The 13,924-nt window shown below is 48.9% G+C and carries 13 protein-coding genes; 8 read left to right on the top strand and 5 right to left on the bottom strand.

Annotated elements, in window-relative coordinates:
* Positions 1 to 167: 167 nt before the first annotated feature.
* Both MCG46_RS14680 and MCG46_RS14675 read left to right on the top strand, forming a co-directional pair.
* Positions 168 to 887 (top strand): bactofilin family protein, encoded by a 720-nt coding sequence (locus tag MCG46_RS14680; protein ID WP_240280631.1) that lies wholly within the window; start codon positions 168 to 170, stop codon positions 885 to 887.
* 322 nt (positions 888 to 1,209) lie between these two features.
* Complete coding sequence (locus MCG46_RS14675) at positions 1,210 to 2,256, top strand: Rpn family recombination-promoting nuclease/putative transposase (protein ID WP_240280630.1); 1,047 nt, start codon at positions 1,210 to 1,212, stop codon at positions 2,254 to 2,256.
* A gap of 142 nt (positions 2,257 to 2,398) precedes the next feature.
* On the opposite strand, the gene MCG46_RS14670 is transcribed toward MCG46_RS14675, so the two are convergent.
* Entirely contained in the window at positions 2,399 to 3,163 is a 765-nt protein-coding gene (locus MCG46_RS14670) for an HAD family hydrolase (protein ID WP_240280629.1), read from the bottom strand.
* Positions 3,164 to 3,298: 135 nt separating this feature from the next.
* On the opposite strand from MCG46_RS14670, the gene MCG46_RS14665 reads away from it, so the two are divergent.
* The 6 genes from MCG46_RS14665 (at position 3,299) to MCG46_RS14640 (ending at position 8,099) form a co-directional block, all read left to right on the top strand.
* Positions 3,299 to 3,730, top strand: a complete 432-nt coding sequence (locus MCG46_RS14665; RefSeq protein ID WP_240280628.1) for a GNAT family N-acetyltransferase — start codon at positions 3,299 to 3,301, stop codon at positions 3,728 to 3,730.
* Positions 3,731 to 3,812: 82 nt separating this feature from the next.
* Positions 3,813 to 4,598 (top strand): alpha/beta fold hydrolase, encoded by a 786-nt coding sequence (locus tag MCG46_RS14660; protein WP_240280627.1) that lies wholly within the window; start codon positions 3,813 to 3,815, stop codon positions 4,596 to 4,598.
* Positions 4,599 to 4,632: 34 nt separating this feature from the next.
* A complete protein-coding gene (locus MCG46_RS14655; protein ID WP_240280626.1) occupies positions 4,633 to 5,298 on the top strand; it encodes a response regulator transcription factor in 666 nt (221 codons plus the stop codon).
* 78 nt (positions 5,299 to 5,376) lie between these two features.
* Positions 5,377 to 6,291, top strand: a complete 915-nt coding sequence (locus MCG46_RS14650; protein ID WP_240280625.1) for an ABC transporter ATP-binding protein — start codon at positions 5,377 to 5,379, stop codon at positions 6,289 to 6,291.
* The gene (locus tag MCG46_RS14645) at positions 6,284 to 7,126 is read left to right on the top strand and encodes an ABC transporter permease (protein WP_240280624.1); all 843 of its coding nucleotides are present in this window, start codon (positions 6,284 to 6,286) and stop codon (positions 7,124 to 7,126) included. Before MCG46_RS14650 ends, MCG46_RS14645 begins: the two co-directional genes overlap by 8 nt.
* A 58-nt stretch (positions 7,127 to 7,184) precedes the next feature.
* Positions 7,185 to 8,099 carry a sensor histidine kinase gene (locus MCG46_RS14640; protein WP_240280623.1) on the top strand — a complete coding sequence of 305 codons (915 nt, stop codon included), beginning with the start codon at positions 7,185 to 7,187 and terminating at the stop codon, positions 8,097 to 8,099.
* A 129-nt stretch (positions 8,100 to 8,228) separates the two neighbouring features.
* Here MCG46_RS14640 and MCG46_RS14635 read toward each other — a convergent pair whose 3' ends face one another.
* From MCG46_RS14635 to MCG46_RS14620, 4 genes are all read right to left on the bottom strand, one after another.
* Positions 8,229 to 9,401: an FMN-binding protein gene (locus MCG46_RS14635; RefSeq protein WP_020224446.1), complete on the bottom strand. Its 1,173-nt coding sequence runs from the start codon at positions 9,399 to 9,401 to the stop codon at positions 8,229 to 8,231.
* A gap of 233 nt (positions 9,402 to 9,634) precedes the next feature.
* Entirely contained in the window at positions 9,635 to 10,579 is a 945-nt protein-coding gene (locus MCG46_RS14630; RefSeq protein WP_240280622.1) for a carbohydrate kinase family protein, read from the bottom strand.
* Entirely contained in the window at positions 10,576 to 11,886 is a 1,311-nt protein-coding gene (locus MCG46_RS14625; protein ID WP_240280621.1) for a glycoside hydrolase family 32 protein, read from the bottom strand. Before MCG46_RS14625 ends, MCG46_RS14630 begins: the two co-directional genes overlap by 4 nt.
* Entirely contained in the window at positions 11,883 to 13,772 is a 1,890-nt protein-coding gene (locus MCG46_RS14620) for a sucrose-specific PTS transporter subunit IIBC (RefSeq protein WP_240280620.1), read from the bottom strand. Before MCG46_RS14620 ends, MCG46_RS14625 begins: the two co-directional genes overlap by 4 nt.
* Between the last annotated feature and the right edge of the window lie 152 nt (positions 13,773 to 13,924).

The following is a 13,924-nucleotide window of genomic DNA, read 5'->3' as shown; positions in this document are numbered from 1 at the left end:
ATCAATAACGTCAGTCAATCATTCAGTCAGTGAATGATTTTGCCAGCGTTAAAATAAGCTGATTTCAAATCGAATCCCCAAACGGGGCAAGGGGAAATAGGGATAAAAAGGCCAAGCTGAGCTGTTTTTATATCCTTAGGATCAGAGCGAGAAGGAGAGCTGCAAAGATGACAAAAAAGTATGGCAAAGCGAATCAAAAATCATGGAAATCAATTTTAAACACACGGGAACAGATGACAAAAACGAAGGATGAAGAACAGGAAAAAATTATCGATCATTCCTTGAAACAGGAGGAACCTAAAGTGGAAGAAGCTGAAGCAAAACTGGAAGAAATGCTGCCGGATAATCAGGAAATACCGGAACTTACCGAAATTGAGGCCGAAAATAATGAATATGAAAAGATTACTATTGCAACGCAGGGTCTGCTTTCAGAAGCTGAACCAGAAGAGGAGCGTAAGGCTGCGGAAGGTGAAGATCAGAAGACGATCATTACAGCGGATATGAAGATAATTGGAGATCTTGAAGGCTGCGCGGATTTGGAGTTTCATGGTAAAATTACCGGCAATATTATCACGGAAGGCTATGTGAACATGGATGGAAAGATTGATGGTTCAATCCAGGCCTTAGCTCTGCGTTTAAACGGCGGGGTGGTTCACGGGGATATTCTGTGTGAGAAAACGATTGAAATTCTGCCAGGTTCTGAAGTTGTTGGCAACCTTCAGGCTGAGATTGTAACGGTCAATGGGCATATCCGCGGTGATCTTTACTGTGGGCAAATGCTGACATTGCTGGATCACAGTGTTGTGGAAGGCAATATTACAACAGAGAGTATCTCCGTTTATGAAGGCGCATTGGTTGAAGGCAAGCTAAGCATGGAAAAGAAATAAGTGCCGTGTTGTACAGGGTCGACAGTCCATTTTCAGTCCCAAACTAAATAGGGAGCAGTAAAGAAGTAGCGGGAAGATTAAGGTCAGCTTTCCTTATAATCTTACCTAATTCTTTTTAATCCTGAGTAAGAATATAGCAAATAAAAGGCAGTGAATGACTGCTTTTTATTTTGCGGATAGAGAGAGAAGGGATTGAATAACGTTCTCAAATGAGTTAATATAAGTTTGTAAGAAGGTACTCAAGAAAGTTATTTCAATTTTTTCCATTTTTTGTGGGGCTTTTTCTGATTTTCTGCAATATTAATCATAGGAGGACTTCAATATGGCAGAAATATCCAACTATCCTCACAAACAAGTGCCAAAGCAAGATTCTGTTTCACCTCATCAGCGTCTGAGAATCCTTGATTATCGTGAAAATGATGTCTTTCGATACACCTTCGGCTCGGAAGAGGAAAGCTCGCGAAGAATCAGGATTGCTTATTTGTCTGATCTGCTTCAGTGCAGGCTTATCCGAGCGGACATGAAGAATACGGAACCAATGAAAGATCACAGTAATGAAAAAGGGATTCGATTCGATTTGCTGCTCGAAACGGAAGACGATGAAGGCAGGATACAGCTGGTGAATCTGGAAATTCAGAATTATCAGATGAGTGACTCCTTGTCACTGCGTTCTCAGGGCTATCTGGCACGGATTGTATCCGATCAGATCACGATTGGTGATCAATATGATTTTGATCCGGTAGTTCAGGTCATGATTACCAACCGTATTCCGCAAATAAAAGAAAGTTACGAGGACTATCTTCATCCGCATCGGTTTTTCCACGAAATCCATGTGGAACGAATGGCAGAAGAACAGTGTCGGATCCTGTGGGTGGAAATGGATAAACTGGAGAACTTAGAAAAGAAGCCGATAGAAGAATGGCGGATATCGGAGAAGATCCACTATATGATCCGGTTCAGCCATGCGAAGAAGAAGCAGAAAATCATTCAGGAATTGATTGAAAAGGAGGAAATCATAGCGATGATGGAAGAGAAGAAAAGAGATTTTTTAAGGGACACGAGTTTAGCGATCGCCAGAATGCGGGCCAAATTTGACGAACTGGATGAACAAAGAGTCTATGAGAAAGGAATTATGAAAGGTCAACTGGAAGGACAGCGAACCTTGATTCAATTGGTGTTAGGTCAGCGGATGAAACTCAGCGAGGCTGATGCGAAACAGATTGACAGTTTAGAGTCAGAAGCTCTTGAAGATTTTATTCTGCAGTTAGATAAGATCCAGACACCGGAGGATTTACAGCGACAGATAGCTGCCGTTAATCAGAAAAAGCAAACCGATCAGATGATTTCCGTTTTAACGGCTCACGATTAAGAAAAAAACTAAGCTGTGATTCGCTGCAAAGATTAAAAAGAACCACAGACTGCATGGACTCGTGGTTCTTTTGCATAGCCAGAAAATTTCACAGGATCCGGGATGTAATTTTCTGTTTTTATTAATGAAAGAAAGATCAGATTTACGCAAAATCCGAACGATGCTTCTGCAGCCAGACTGCCACGCCGTCTTCGTCGTTGCTTAGCGTCTGCTGATCCGCTGCGGCCAAAATTTCCGGCACTGCATTCGCCATGGCAACACCGCAGCCAGCTTCCTGAATCATTTCCAAGTCGTTGTAGTCATCACCAAATGCCACGACTTCTTTCAGATTCAGCGAAAGATGATCGCACAGTGCTTTTAAAGCATTTCCTTTATTGACATGCTGAGCTGTAATAACGAAGATATTGCCGTCTTCACTCAACGGGACAGCTTTCATTCCATAAGCGGAAAAGTCGATAGTCTGAATTGCCGCATGATTGCTTGTGACGACAAAAATTTTCTGAATTTCATGCGGATTAAAATGATCGAGATCCAGCCGCAGCGATTCGCCTTTTTCAATGAAATACTCATTTGTTGTATATACTTCGGTTGGATAAAACAGTGTGATGTGGACCGCTTCAATTTTCCGCAGTACTTCAATCAAGTCTGTAAGCTTCTGACTGTCGAGTTCCTGACGGTAAATGACCTGACCTTGATGATAGACAATCGAACCATTGGTGCAGATCATGGAACGGGCATGGATCAGCTCGGCATAGTTCTGTGTGCGCACGATAGCCCGTCCAGTCGCAACGACAATCTCCGTTTCGCAAGGCAGCTGAGCGAAGGCTGCGGCAGTCAGATCCGATAACGATTTATCCTTATGCAGCAGCGTTTGATCCAGATCGACGACAACACATTTGTATTTCATGAAAACAATCCCCCTTTATTGTTAAGAGTATAACATTCAAATGGCCAGGGAACAACGGTTGCCGGATACGCCGGCAGACAAACATGATATAATGAATAAAACGAAAATTACTAGAGAAACAGGAGGCAGTGACGGATGATTGAAATCAAGGCTGCACGATGGGAAGACTGCGGACAAGTAGCCGCGCTGATTGAACAGCTGGAGGAAATGCCGATTGATAAAGAGCGCTTTGAGGCTGTTTATCGGGCGAATTTGTCCAATCCCCAAATTGATTATCGAACCGCGTGGATCAATGGGTTTCTGGCAGGATTTTTGAGTGTTCATATACAAAATCTGCTGCATCACACTTCCGCAATTGCGGAGATTGAAGAACTGGTTGTCGATGCGCGTTACCGCGGTCAGGGCATAGGGAAATGTTTATTTGATCAGGCAAAGAAGATCGCGGCGCAGGCTGGATGTCCGCAGTTGGAATGTGCCTGCAACCAACGTCGCACAGCCAGCCATGAGTTTTATAAGCGGCAGGGAATGGCGTGCCGGCACTATAAATTTACCCTGCCGCTGAAATAGCAGTAAGATTACATTATTTAAGCTGGCAGCAATAATTAAAGGAAAATTGTTAATTCAGTTTATAAGAAAGGAAGGAGTATCCATGCTTAAAGCGTTTTTCAGTGAATCAGCTCAGGCCGTGCTGCGGTATCAGGAAAATAATGGGGAAGGCCCCTTATTGATCCTGATTCATGGGCTGGGATGCACCGGACTTTTGGATTATTCTCGGGTGGCACAGACCTTGGCACTGAAAGATCGGCATCTCTGGCTGATTGACTTGCTTGGCGCGGGACAGAGTGAGAAACCTCGCGATTTCCCATACACAGTCGATGCCCATGCTCAAGTTCTGACAGAGTTGATCCAGCAGCGAAGCAGTGGCCCGGTGGTCGTTTATGGGCACAGTTTAGGCGGCCCGATTGCCCTAAGCGTGGCTGAAAACAATCCCGAATCAGTGATCGGCATCCTTCTCAGCGAGGCGAATCTGGACCCCAGCCCGCAGGATCAGCCCAGTTATAAAACAGCTCAGCTGAGCGAGGCGGAATTTTGTGAGTGGGGTTATCAGCGGATCCTGGATGCCGCAGCTAAAGCCGGAATGACTTGGGCAATTTCGCTTGCAACATGGCTCCCGCAGGCGATGCATCGGCTTTCCGCAGATGCTGTATTGGGTGGCAAACCGTCATGGCGGCAGCGTCTTTATGCGCTGAAGTGTCCAAAGCGATTTTTGTTTGGTGAAAAATCATTGCCGTATCCCGATACGGAAGAACTGCCTCGTCAGGGGATTGAAGTTCAGATTCTGCATGAAGTTGGACATAATATGGCCTACGAAGATCCTGATCAGCTGGCGCAGGCTCTGGCTGATTTTATAACCAAGATTCAACGGCCGCAGTGAATTCAGCGGCCAGGTAATGAAAGGAGCGCAGCTTATGAAAACGATCTTGATCGTCGAAGATGATCCGTCGATCAGCAATCTGATCGCCGAGCTTTTAATTTCGCAGGGGTATCAGATCATTCAGGCTTATTCCGGAACCGAAGCTCAATGGGTGCTACAACATCGCCAGCCGGATCTGATCCTGCTGGATCTGATGCTTCCCGGAATACAGGGCGAAGCGGTTTTAGCGCTGGCGGAACAAATTCCAGTCATTGTGGTCAGTGCCCGCGGCGATCTCGATGATAAAGTTCAGCTGCTGCGCAGCGGTGCAGTGGATTACATCACCAAACCCTTTGAACCCCGCGAACTGCTGGCACGGATTGAAGTGCAGCTGCGGCCTTCGCGAATGCGGCAGGAGGATGTCCTGACTTGCGGAATGCTGACTTTAAAGCCACTTTTGCGCCAGGCTTTTGTTGGGAAGCAAAGCGTTAAGCTGACCCGCACGGAAACGGCAATTTTGAAGCTGTTGATGCTCAATCCCGGACAGGTGATTCCCAAATCTCAGATGCTGGATCAGATCAGTGAGGATACGCCGGATGGAATGGAGAATTCACTCAAGGTACATATCAGTCATCTGCGTTCTAAGCTGCGCACAATCAGCGAACAGGAAATGATTGAATCCGTGTGGGGAATCGGGTTTCGGATTCATCCGCAATCTTAACGAAATCTTATCGTTTTCCTTATCGGATTTCTTAACTGTTTTCCGCTATCCTTAAAGCACAGACAGGAGGCAGAAAAAATGGAAATGATGTTAACGGTCCGGGATCTGACCAAGCGATACGGCAGCTTTAAGGCGCTGGACCATTTTTCAATGAACGTTGAAAAAGGCGCAATTTATGGTTTTGTCGGGCGTAACGGAGCAGGAAAAACAACGCTGATTCGCACGATCTGTGGTTTGCAGCAGCCCTCTTATGGCGAGTATACGCTGATGGGATACAAACACAGCGATCCGCAGATTGTCAAGTCCCGACGCAGAATGGGAGCGATGATTGAAACCCCGTCGCTGTATGGGCAGCTGAGCGCGCAGGAAAATCTTGAGGTGCAGATGCGCACGCTCGGACTGCAGGACACTCGGGAAATCGATGAACTGCTCAAGGAGGTCGGGTTGAGCCACACCGGACGGAAAAAAGTCAAGGACTTTTCCCTGGGCATGCGCCAACGGCTGGGGATTGCCCTGGCTTTGGCAGGCAGTCCGGATTTTCTGGTGCTGGATGAGCCGGTCAACGGCTTGGATCCGCAGGGAATGATAGAGGTCCGTGAACTGATTTTAAAACTGAACCGGCAGAATCAGGTGACGATCCTGATTTCCAGTCATAATCTGGATGAATTGGCCCGGCTGGCAACGGTCTACGGTTTTATTGATCATGGACAGAGGGTGAAGGAAATATCTGCTGAGGAATTGGAAAACGCATGTCGGAAATGTGTGGAACTGACAGTCGAAGGGAATGAGATTCTGATTGAAACCCTGGAAGCGTATGGGGCAGATTATCGGATTAAGGCTGGCGGAACGGTTGAAATCTATGGCGAAACCGCGCTCAGTGAGCTGATTTTGAAGCTGGCGCAGAAGGGCTGCACAGTCACCTCGATGAAAGAACACGATGAAAGTCTGGAAAGCTATTATCTGTCGCTGATCGGAGGTGAAGATCATGCGTAGAATGATCGCGGCTCAAAGCTATCGGCTGATCCATGAAAAAGGTTTTTGGTACGGTTTGGCCGTCACGATTCTTTATGCCCTGGCGGTTTTGGCTTTTTCTGCTTATGCCATGATAAACAATGGCCGCAGCATCGCCTTGGATCAGCTCTATTTTTACGGCTATGGTTTGGACAGTTTTATTCCGGTGGCAGGACTGGTGCTGGCGGCGGTGATCAGTTTCTTTGTCGGAACGGAATACAGCAGTCAAACACTGCGCAATGCTTTAATCATCGGACGCACGCGAACGGAAATCTATCTGAGTCATTATGCAGTCAGTCTGATCGTCGCTTTGATCTATCAAGGTGTCTATGCCCTGATCGTTGTTCTCGTGGGCTGGCCGGTCTTCGGCGGGTTTCATCTGAGCGGTGCGCTGATCGGGTTGGGAACCTTGATCGGCGTGCTTGCGCTGGCCGCTTACTGTGCGCTGTTCAATGCCGTTGGCCTGCTCTCTAGCTCCCGGACGGTTTCCTCGATCGGGTGCCTGTGCGGTGTAATGCTTACGATGTTTCTGTGTTTCTTTTTGAATACGAAACTGCAGGAGCCGGAGTGGATTGAGGCGCTGGAAATGAGGGACGGCAGCTCTCAAGTTTATACTTTGGCCAATCCAAGCTATCTCAATCCTAGTCAGAGAAGGTTTGTGCAGGGCGTGATTGACAGTCTGCCCAGCGGGCAGAGTCTGCAGCTCAGCGGGTTAAACTGCGGCCATTGGGCGGTCCTGCCGCCGATCTCTTTGATCGGGATCGTCCTAGTGCAGGGGATAGGACTGTTGTTGTTTCAGCGTAAGGAGATTCGTTAGAATGCTGCTTGGATGATAATAAAGGCTTTTGGTGCAGCGCGGGCAGGGAGGAAAGAGAATGACGATGACGGGTGGAATTTTCATCCTGACAGGATGTTTGATCGGGGCAGTCGTCTTTCTTTCGGTCAAATTGATTTTGATAAAAAAAAGTCTGCGGGAAATCCGGCAGGGGCTGGAAGATCGGCTGAAGGTGGAAACCAATACATTGATCGATACGGCCAGCCGGGATCGGGATCTCGTCGCTTTACGGGAAGCCCTCAATGATCAGCTGCGTGAGCTGCGTGCTCAGCGCCGGCAGTTTCAGCAGGGGGATCAGCAGCTCAAGCAGTCATTAACCCAGCTTTCACATGATCTGCGTACACCGTTAACGGCGATTGTAGGTTATCTGCAGCTGGCGGAAGAAGAACCCGCCAGTCCGCGGCTGAAATCGATTCTTGCGATTTTAAAAGAACGTGCACAGACACTCAGGCAGCTGAGCGAGCAGCTGTTCAGCTACTCCGTGGCCGCGTTGGATCCACCTCCGTTAACCAAGCAGGCCGTGGACCTGCGGCGGGTGCTGGAAAAAAATCTGGCGGCCGTGTATGTTCTGTTTGAAAAACAGGGAATTGAGCCGGAAGTAACAATGCCGGAAACGCCGGTCATCCGGACCCTGGAAAGTAAAGCATTGGATCGGATTCTGCAGAATTTATTGGACAACGCCGCAAAATACGGCGGTCGGGATTTGTCTGTAACTTTAAAAACGAATGGTGAAATCGTGTTTGTCAATTCCGCAGGATCGCTGAGCTGGACCGAAGTGGAAAAAATGTTTGACCGGTACTATACGGTCAATACAGGCAGGCAGGCGACCGGGCTGGGCCTGGCCATCACCCGCCGTCTAAGCGAGCAGCAGGGCGGCAGTCTGCAGGGAAAACTGCAGGACGGCCGATTGATTCTGACCCTGTCTTTTCCCGCTGAAGAAGATCTTCGCGGCTGATCTGGAACAGGCAGCACAAGAGCTTGGATGACGCTGACAAAAAAACAGAACATAAAAAAGCTCCCCGGCAAGGGAGCTTTTATGCTGTTGATCAAGCACGTTTCGAACGTACTTTGTCAACGGTTCTTTTTACAAACCGTTGTAGTATTCGACGGCGAACTGAACGGCTTTGATCATGCCGTTGGAAGTTTTGGTCGCTCCGGCAACAACGTCAACGCTGTCCAGTGCATCCTGGTTGTCGATCAGCTTCTGAATGAATTCGGAACCTTCCGCTGTCAGCAGGCCGCCGACGGTATCCGTTTCCTGATCGTCACGAACCGAGATCGCCGTGATTTTCTTCGTGCTGTCATCAAAGCTGACATGCGTTTCGATTTCTCCGGCATAGCCCTGAGTTACGACTTCCACTTTGGTTACGCCCTCAGCCGTGCTGTGCGTCGTTACACCTTCGAACAATTCACCATGAATCGCAACATAGACCATCCGCTGGAAGTCACCGACAAAGGCGATTGTCGCACCGGTAACCGTATCGCGGTCTTCAATTGGTTCGCTCTGCTGGTTTACGGTCTTGAACATTTCATAAACCTGTTCCAGCGTCATGTTATTGGCCAGAATGTAATCCGCAATGGCATCGATCTGTTCGCCATAGCTGCGTCCGCCGTTGAAGCCGGCAAAGGAAACACGCTTTGTGCCTTCAACAAAAGCTCCGTCTTTATACAGATCAAAGATCGCAAGCAGATCTTTAACCGGAGTTTCTTCAGTCAGCTGGATCTTGGCTTCATTGGCCAGATACTGATAAATCATTAACGAATCTTCCATATTCAGCTGTTCGCCGGTATAGTTCACAATCGTCAGATCTTTAAATGTCGTGGTATCCGTTAATTCCTTGCACTGAGCTGTAATCATATACTGTCCGAACTTGGTTTCGTAACCATTGATGCCCAGATTGGTCAGTTCAAAGCCATCGCCGATTTTGGTAACGGCGGCATCAGAAACATTCATCTGGTAGCCCATGATATCCTTTTTGGAATATTCGCCTTCCAGACCCTTGTTGCGGATAATATCAAAATTCAATTTTGTGATGATGCCGTCGGTTGTTTCGCCTTCAAAAACGAAAGTATCATTTTTCGGCAGACCTGCTGAGGTCGTACCGACCATTTCATATTCAGCTGCGAAGCTTTCAACCACAGGGGCGGTAGATCCCTCCGGCGTCGGCGTAGTCGTGTTTTCTTTTGGGGTTGAAGAACAGGCCGTCAAACCCATGGCCATGGCACAAGCGGCCAGGACGGTGAGCAGTTTTTTCATTTCTTAATTCCTCCCTTTGTTTAACTTTTATCATATTTGAAAAATAAAAACAACTTGTTAGGGAATGAACATAGCGTTTTGAAATGTAATCATAAATTTCTGGTTTAAAAGCTTAAAAGGATAAAGCGTTTTCAGTTGAAAATCAATTCTGATTTTGAAAAGAAAGAAAAAAGGATTCTGAGCAGATCCTCAGAATCCCATTGAAAAGGAGTGTTTAAGGGAGAAGTGAGAGGCTATTCGGTCAGTGTATCAGGGTAGGAAGAGATCGCGCCTTTTTGCTGGATGCTGGCGGCGCAGAAGGCCGTGCTGGCTTTGAGATAGCGGCGCAGCTGAACAGCGGAACAGGCACTGAAATCCTTTACTTGATCACGGGCACATTGATAGAGGAAAGAGCCGATGAAGCCATCGCCGGCTCCGGTGGTATCGAGAGCTTCAACGGTGAAGGAAGGTTCGTAGATTTCGATGTACCGGGTCAGAACATAAGCTCCTTGGCTGCCGCAGGTATAAAGCACTAACTGCGTCTGCGGATTGCGGAACAGGATGTCTTTGGCCTGATGCAGATCTGATGTTCCGGTAATGAATTCCAGTTCCTCATCCGAAATTTTTACAATATCCGCTAACGGCAGGAAGTCCCGGACGGCATCTTGGCAGGCTTGGGGATTGGACCACAGCGGCAGACGGATATTCGGATCAAAGCTGATCAATGCCCCATGACTGCGGGCCAGGGCAATCGCCTGACGGTGAGCTTGACGCATGGGAAAATCGCCGAGGCTGACGCTGCAGAAATGCAGGAAGCCGCAGTCCTCAAACCAGTCGGACTGAAGCTGTTCCGGCTGCATCAGCATATCCGCGCCCGGATTGCGGAAAAAACAGAACTGACGGTTGCCGTCCGGCTGCAGGGCGACAAAGGCCAGTGAGGTGTTGGCTTGTGCCGTTCGGGCAATCAGCGACGTATCCACCCCGACCGCCTGCAGTTCATCGACAATCTTATCGCCAAAGGGATCCTGGCCTAGCTGCGTGATCATCGCGCTGCTTCCGCCTAAACGGGCAAACGCACCGCAGACATTGCAGGGAGCGCCGCCGACATGCGGTTCAAAAGCCGGAATATCCTGAATTCGGCCGGATTGGGAAGGAATGAAGTCGATTAAGGCTTCCCCGATCGCAATTAATTTTTTCACTGAATATCCCTGCTTTCTATTTCAATCGCCACTGCATCATACAGATCAAATTCACAATCAGCCTCGATTGTACGGGTGGCTGTATCAAAGAAGCAGCGTGAAGTCAGACTGAACTGGCCGTCGTTTAAGAAAATCTCCACACTGGAAACATCCAGAAACAGCTCTAAAGTATCCAGTTTCGGCAGCTCGACATGCCGTTGGGTGCGGCCTTCGCCGCAGGCTGAACAATCCAGGGTAAACAATCCATCCGCATACTGAATTTTCAGCGTATCGATGGTTAGGGTCAGCGACTTCTGCGGCTGCATTTTCAGCACACAGGCCTGCGGAGCCTGTGCTTGTGTAGTCTTTGCCGCCAGCCGATGGGTAGGCTGCAGCTCGTCGATCACCCGCTGTTTCAGCTGGCCTTCTTCATAACGCAGCTGCCGCGGCAAGGTCAGCGCATGCATCCAGGTCTTTGTTGGGATCGTATAGTCGGTATCCGGCAGTCCCATCCAGCCGATCAGAATCCTCCGTCCCCGGCTGTCTTCAAAGGTTTGCGGGGCATAGAAGTCAAATCCATAATCCAGCGTGCGGTAAGACTTCGCCTGATCCTGTTGGATCAGGAAATATCCGTTGTCATAGACATTTTCATAGTGATATCCCTGCCGGGTCAATCCCTGCGGGCAGCAAAGCAAAACATCACCGTCATCAAAATGAAGCAGATCAGGACACTCCCACATATATCCCATCTTGGTTTGCGAACGCAGTACCGCGTTTAACTGCCAATGTTCAAGATCCATACTGGTATAACGCAGGACACAGCCCTCGTCATCCAAGGTTCGAGCGCCTAAGACCATTTCGTAGCCCGCCGCGATTTTGTTGACCTTAGGATCACGGACATGACAGGAACAGAAATCCGGGTAGTCCGCATTGCTTAAAACAACACGCTTATGTTCAACCGTTTTTCCGTCGCTGAGCGCATGGATCGTATTGTGCTGGCGGCCGGAGCGGATGAAATCATGATCTCCCGGTTCTTTGACGTTGCCGGTGTAAAACAGATGTAGCTGATCCCCCACGGAGATCGCGCTGCCGGAATAAGCGCCGTGCTGTTCAAAAGCTTCAGTCGGTTCGATAGCTAATCCGCAGTCGGTGTAATGCACAAAGTCCGTCGTTGTAAAATGTCCCCAGGCTTTGCGCTTTCCGGTTAAGCTGTCCGGATCGGCTTGATAGAAGATATGCGTAATTCCCTGATGAACGCATAGACCGTTGGGATCGTTCAGCCAACCGCGTTTTGGCGCCAGGTGCGAGGTTAAGCGATAATCGTTCATTGTTTTTCTCCTAACGTAAGGATTGGCTGGGCCTGAGCGACGGCACCCTGAGCAGTCCAGCTGAAGGCTGTCGGGGAAGTAAACAGGCAGCAGATTTCCTCTGAACAGCCGGCCTGGCGGATCTGTTGAAGATCCATTCTGGCTAACGGCTGACCAGCCTGGACGTTCTGGCCTTCCTCTACAAAGATTTCAAACGGAGCGCCGTTTAGAGAAACCGTATTGATCCCCATGTGGATCAGCATCTCAACACCGTCCTCACGGACAAGGCCGATCGCATGCCGGGTCGGAAAGATGAACTTGACGACAGCGTTGATCGGTGAACAGACTTGTCCGTTCTCTGGAAACAGGACAAAGCCATCGCCCATTAATTTTTCACGGAATGTCCTGTCGGTGGATTCTTCAATCGGCTTGACTGTCCCTTCAGCCGGAGCCACGCAGGTCTGGTCATCGATGTTGTTCAGTTCAGCCTTGGCCTTGATCTTTCCGGCTTGTGAAGACTGCGGCTTCTTCGCTAGGATCCAGGTTAAGACAAAGGCGGTAATCATGCTTAAAGCCAAACCGATCGCAAAGTGCGGCCAATCTGCTGGTCGGATGGAGATGAAGCCAGGTAATCCGGCAGCTCCCAAAGCAACGGCTAAGACATGATGGAAGGCAACATAGGCTGAGCCTACAGCGGAACCGATGATCGCCGCATAGAACGGAGTCTTCAATTTCAGGTTGACGCCGAACATTGCCGGTTCCGTAATTCCAAGCAGGGCGCTGATTCCAGAGGCGGAGCATAAGCTTTTTAACTTAGTGTCCTTGGTCGTTGCCAAAACTGCGAGCACGGCGGCGCCCTGGGCAACGTTGTTCATCGAAGCGGTGACGAAGATAAAGCTTCCGCCGGTAACCGCCGCTTCCGCTAACAGCTGTGTTTCAATCGCAATGAAGCTGTGATGCATGCCGGTCAAAACGATCGGGGCATAGAATAGACCGAATAAACCGCCGCCGATGAAGCCGAGTGAATGATACAGCCAAGAGATGCCGAAGGCCAACAGATTGCCGGCTGTGCGCAGCATCGGCCCTATGGCCAGGAAGGTGATGAAGCCGCAGACCAGAATCGAAATTAACGGCGTTGTCAGATTGTCCAGCCAGCTCGGTGTGATTTTATGCAGCTGGGTTTCCAGTTTGGCCAGGAAAAATGACATGACCAGTACCGGCAGCACCGTTCCCTGATAGCCGACGGCTTCGATGGACAGTCCGAATAAGTTCCACATTGGAACAACCGCACCGGTACCATAGCTGTACGCGTTCATCAGATCCGGATGAACCATGATCATCCCTAAAACCGCGCCCAGATAAGGATTGCCGCCAAACTTCTTGGTTGCACTGAAACCGATTAAGACCGGCAGGAAAGTGAAGGCAGCATTGGAAAACAGATTGATCATGCCGGCTAAGTCGGCAAACTGCGGATAGAGGTCAATCAGCGTTTTGCCGCTGACAAACAACCCCTCCGCCGTAAAGATATTATTGATTCCCATCAATAAGCCGCCAGCCACAATCGCCGGAATGATCGGCACGAAGATGTCGCTGAGCATCTTGATGAAGCGGTTGACGACGTTGCCCTGTGCTTCTTTCTGCGGCTGCACAACCGGCTGATTTCCGGTCAGCTTCAGCACTTCGTCGCAAACCTGATTGACGGTGCCGGAACCGAAGATGATCTGAAACTGTCCCTTGGCGCTGAAAACGCCTTTAACGCCTTCGATGTCCGCGATTGCATCGGAGTTGATTTTGGATTCGTCCAGACAGGTCAGACGCAGGCGTGTTGCACAATGCATAACGTGGCTCAGGTTTTCCCGGCCGCCGACAGCGGCGACAATCTGAGCGGCAATAGATGGATAATTCATGGTTCTTCCTCCTTGTGGTACCGTTCCCACATTTAATATAAGCTTCATTCTAGAAAATGTCAACACAAAATGTGGGATCGATTCCATATTTTTCAATTTTTTTTGCAGCGCCGCTTTTTTTTGAAAAATAATTTATGCATAAAGCTTAAAAA

The organism is Holdemania massiliensis, assembly GCF_022440805.1.
In the GTDB taxonomy this organism is placed as follows: Bacteria; Bacillota_I; Bacilli_A; order Erysipelotrichales; family Erysipelotrichaceae; genus Holdemania; species Holdemania massiliensis_A.
The sequence above is the reverse complement of the archived record's forward strand: the minus strand, read 5'-3'. Positions and strand labels throughout refer to the sequence as shown.

Bases quoted from the DNA above. Each gene is read 5' to 3' on its own strand.
- MCG46_RS14640 (WP_240280623.1), top strand. From the start codon at position 7,185: ATGACGATGACGGGTGGAATTTTCATCCTGACAGGATGTTTGATCGGG.
- MCG46_RS14655 (WP_240280626.1), top strand. From the start codon at position 4,633: ATGAAAACGATCTTGATCGTCGAAGATGATCCGTCGATCAGCAATCTG.
- MCG46_RS14635 (WP_020224446.1), bottom strand. From the start codon at position 9,401: ATGAAAAAACTGCTCACCGTCCTGGCCGCTTGTGCCATGGCCATGGGT.
- MCG46_RS14650 (WP_240280625.1), top strand. From the start codon at position 5,377: ATGGAAATGATGTTAACGGTCCGGGATCTGACCAAGCGATACGGCAGC.
- MCG46_RS14645 (WP_240280624.1), top strand. From the start codon at position 6,284: ATGCGTAGAATGATCGCGGCTCAAAGCTATCGGCTGATCCATGAAAAA.
- MCG46_RS14620 (WP_240280620.1), bottom strand. From the start codon at position 13,772: ATGAATTATCCATCTATTGCCGCTCAGATTGTCGCCGCTGTCGGCGGC.
- MCG46_RS14680 (WP_240280631.1), top strand. From the start codon at position 168: ATGACAAAAAAGTATGGCAAAGCGAATCAAAAATCATGGAAATCAATT.
- MCG46_RS14660 (WP_240280627.1), top strand. From the start codon at position 3,813: ATGCTTAAAGCGTTTTTCAGTGAATCAGCTCAGGCCGTGCTGCGGTAT.
- MCG46_RS14670 (WP_240280629.1), bottom strand. From the start codon at position 3,163: ATGAAATACAAATGTGTTGTCGTCGATCTGGATCAAACGCTGCTGCAT.
- MCG46_RS14675 (WP_240280630.1), top strand. From the start codon at position 1,210: ATGGCAGAAATATCCAACTATCCTCACAAACAAGTGCCAAAGCAAGAT.
- MCG46_RS14625 (WP_240280621.1), bottom strand. From the start codon at position 11,886: ATGAACGATTATCGCTTAACCTCGCACCTGGCGCCAAAACGCGGTTGG.
- MCG46_RS14665 (WP_240280628.1), top strand. From the start codon at position 3,299: ATGATTGAAATCAAGGCTGCACGATGGGAAGACTGCGGACAAGTAGCC.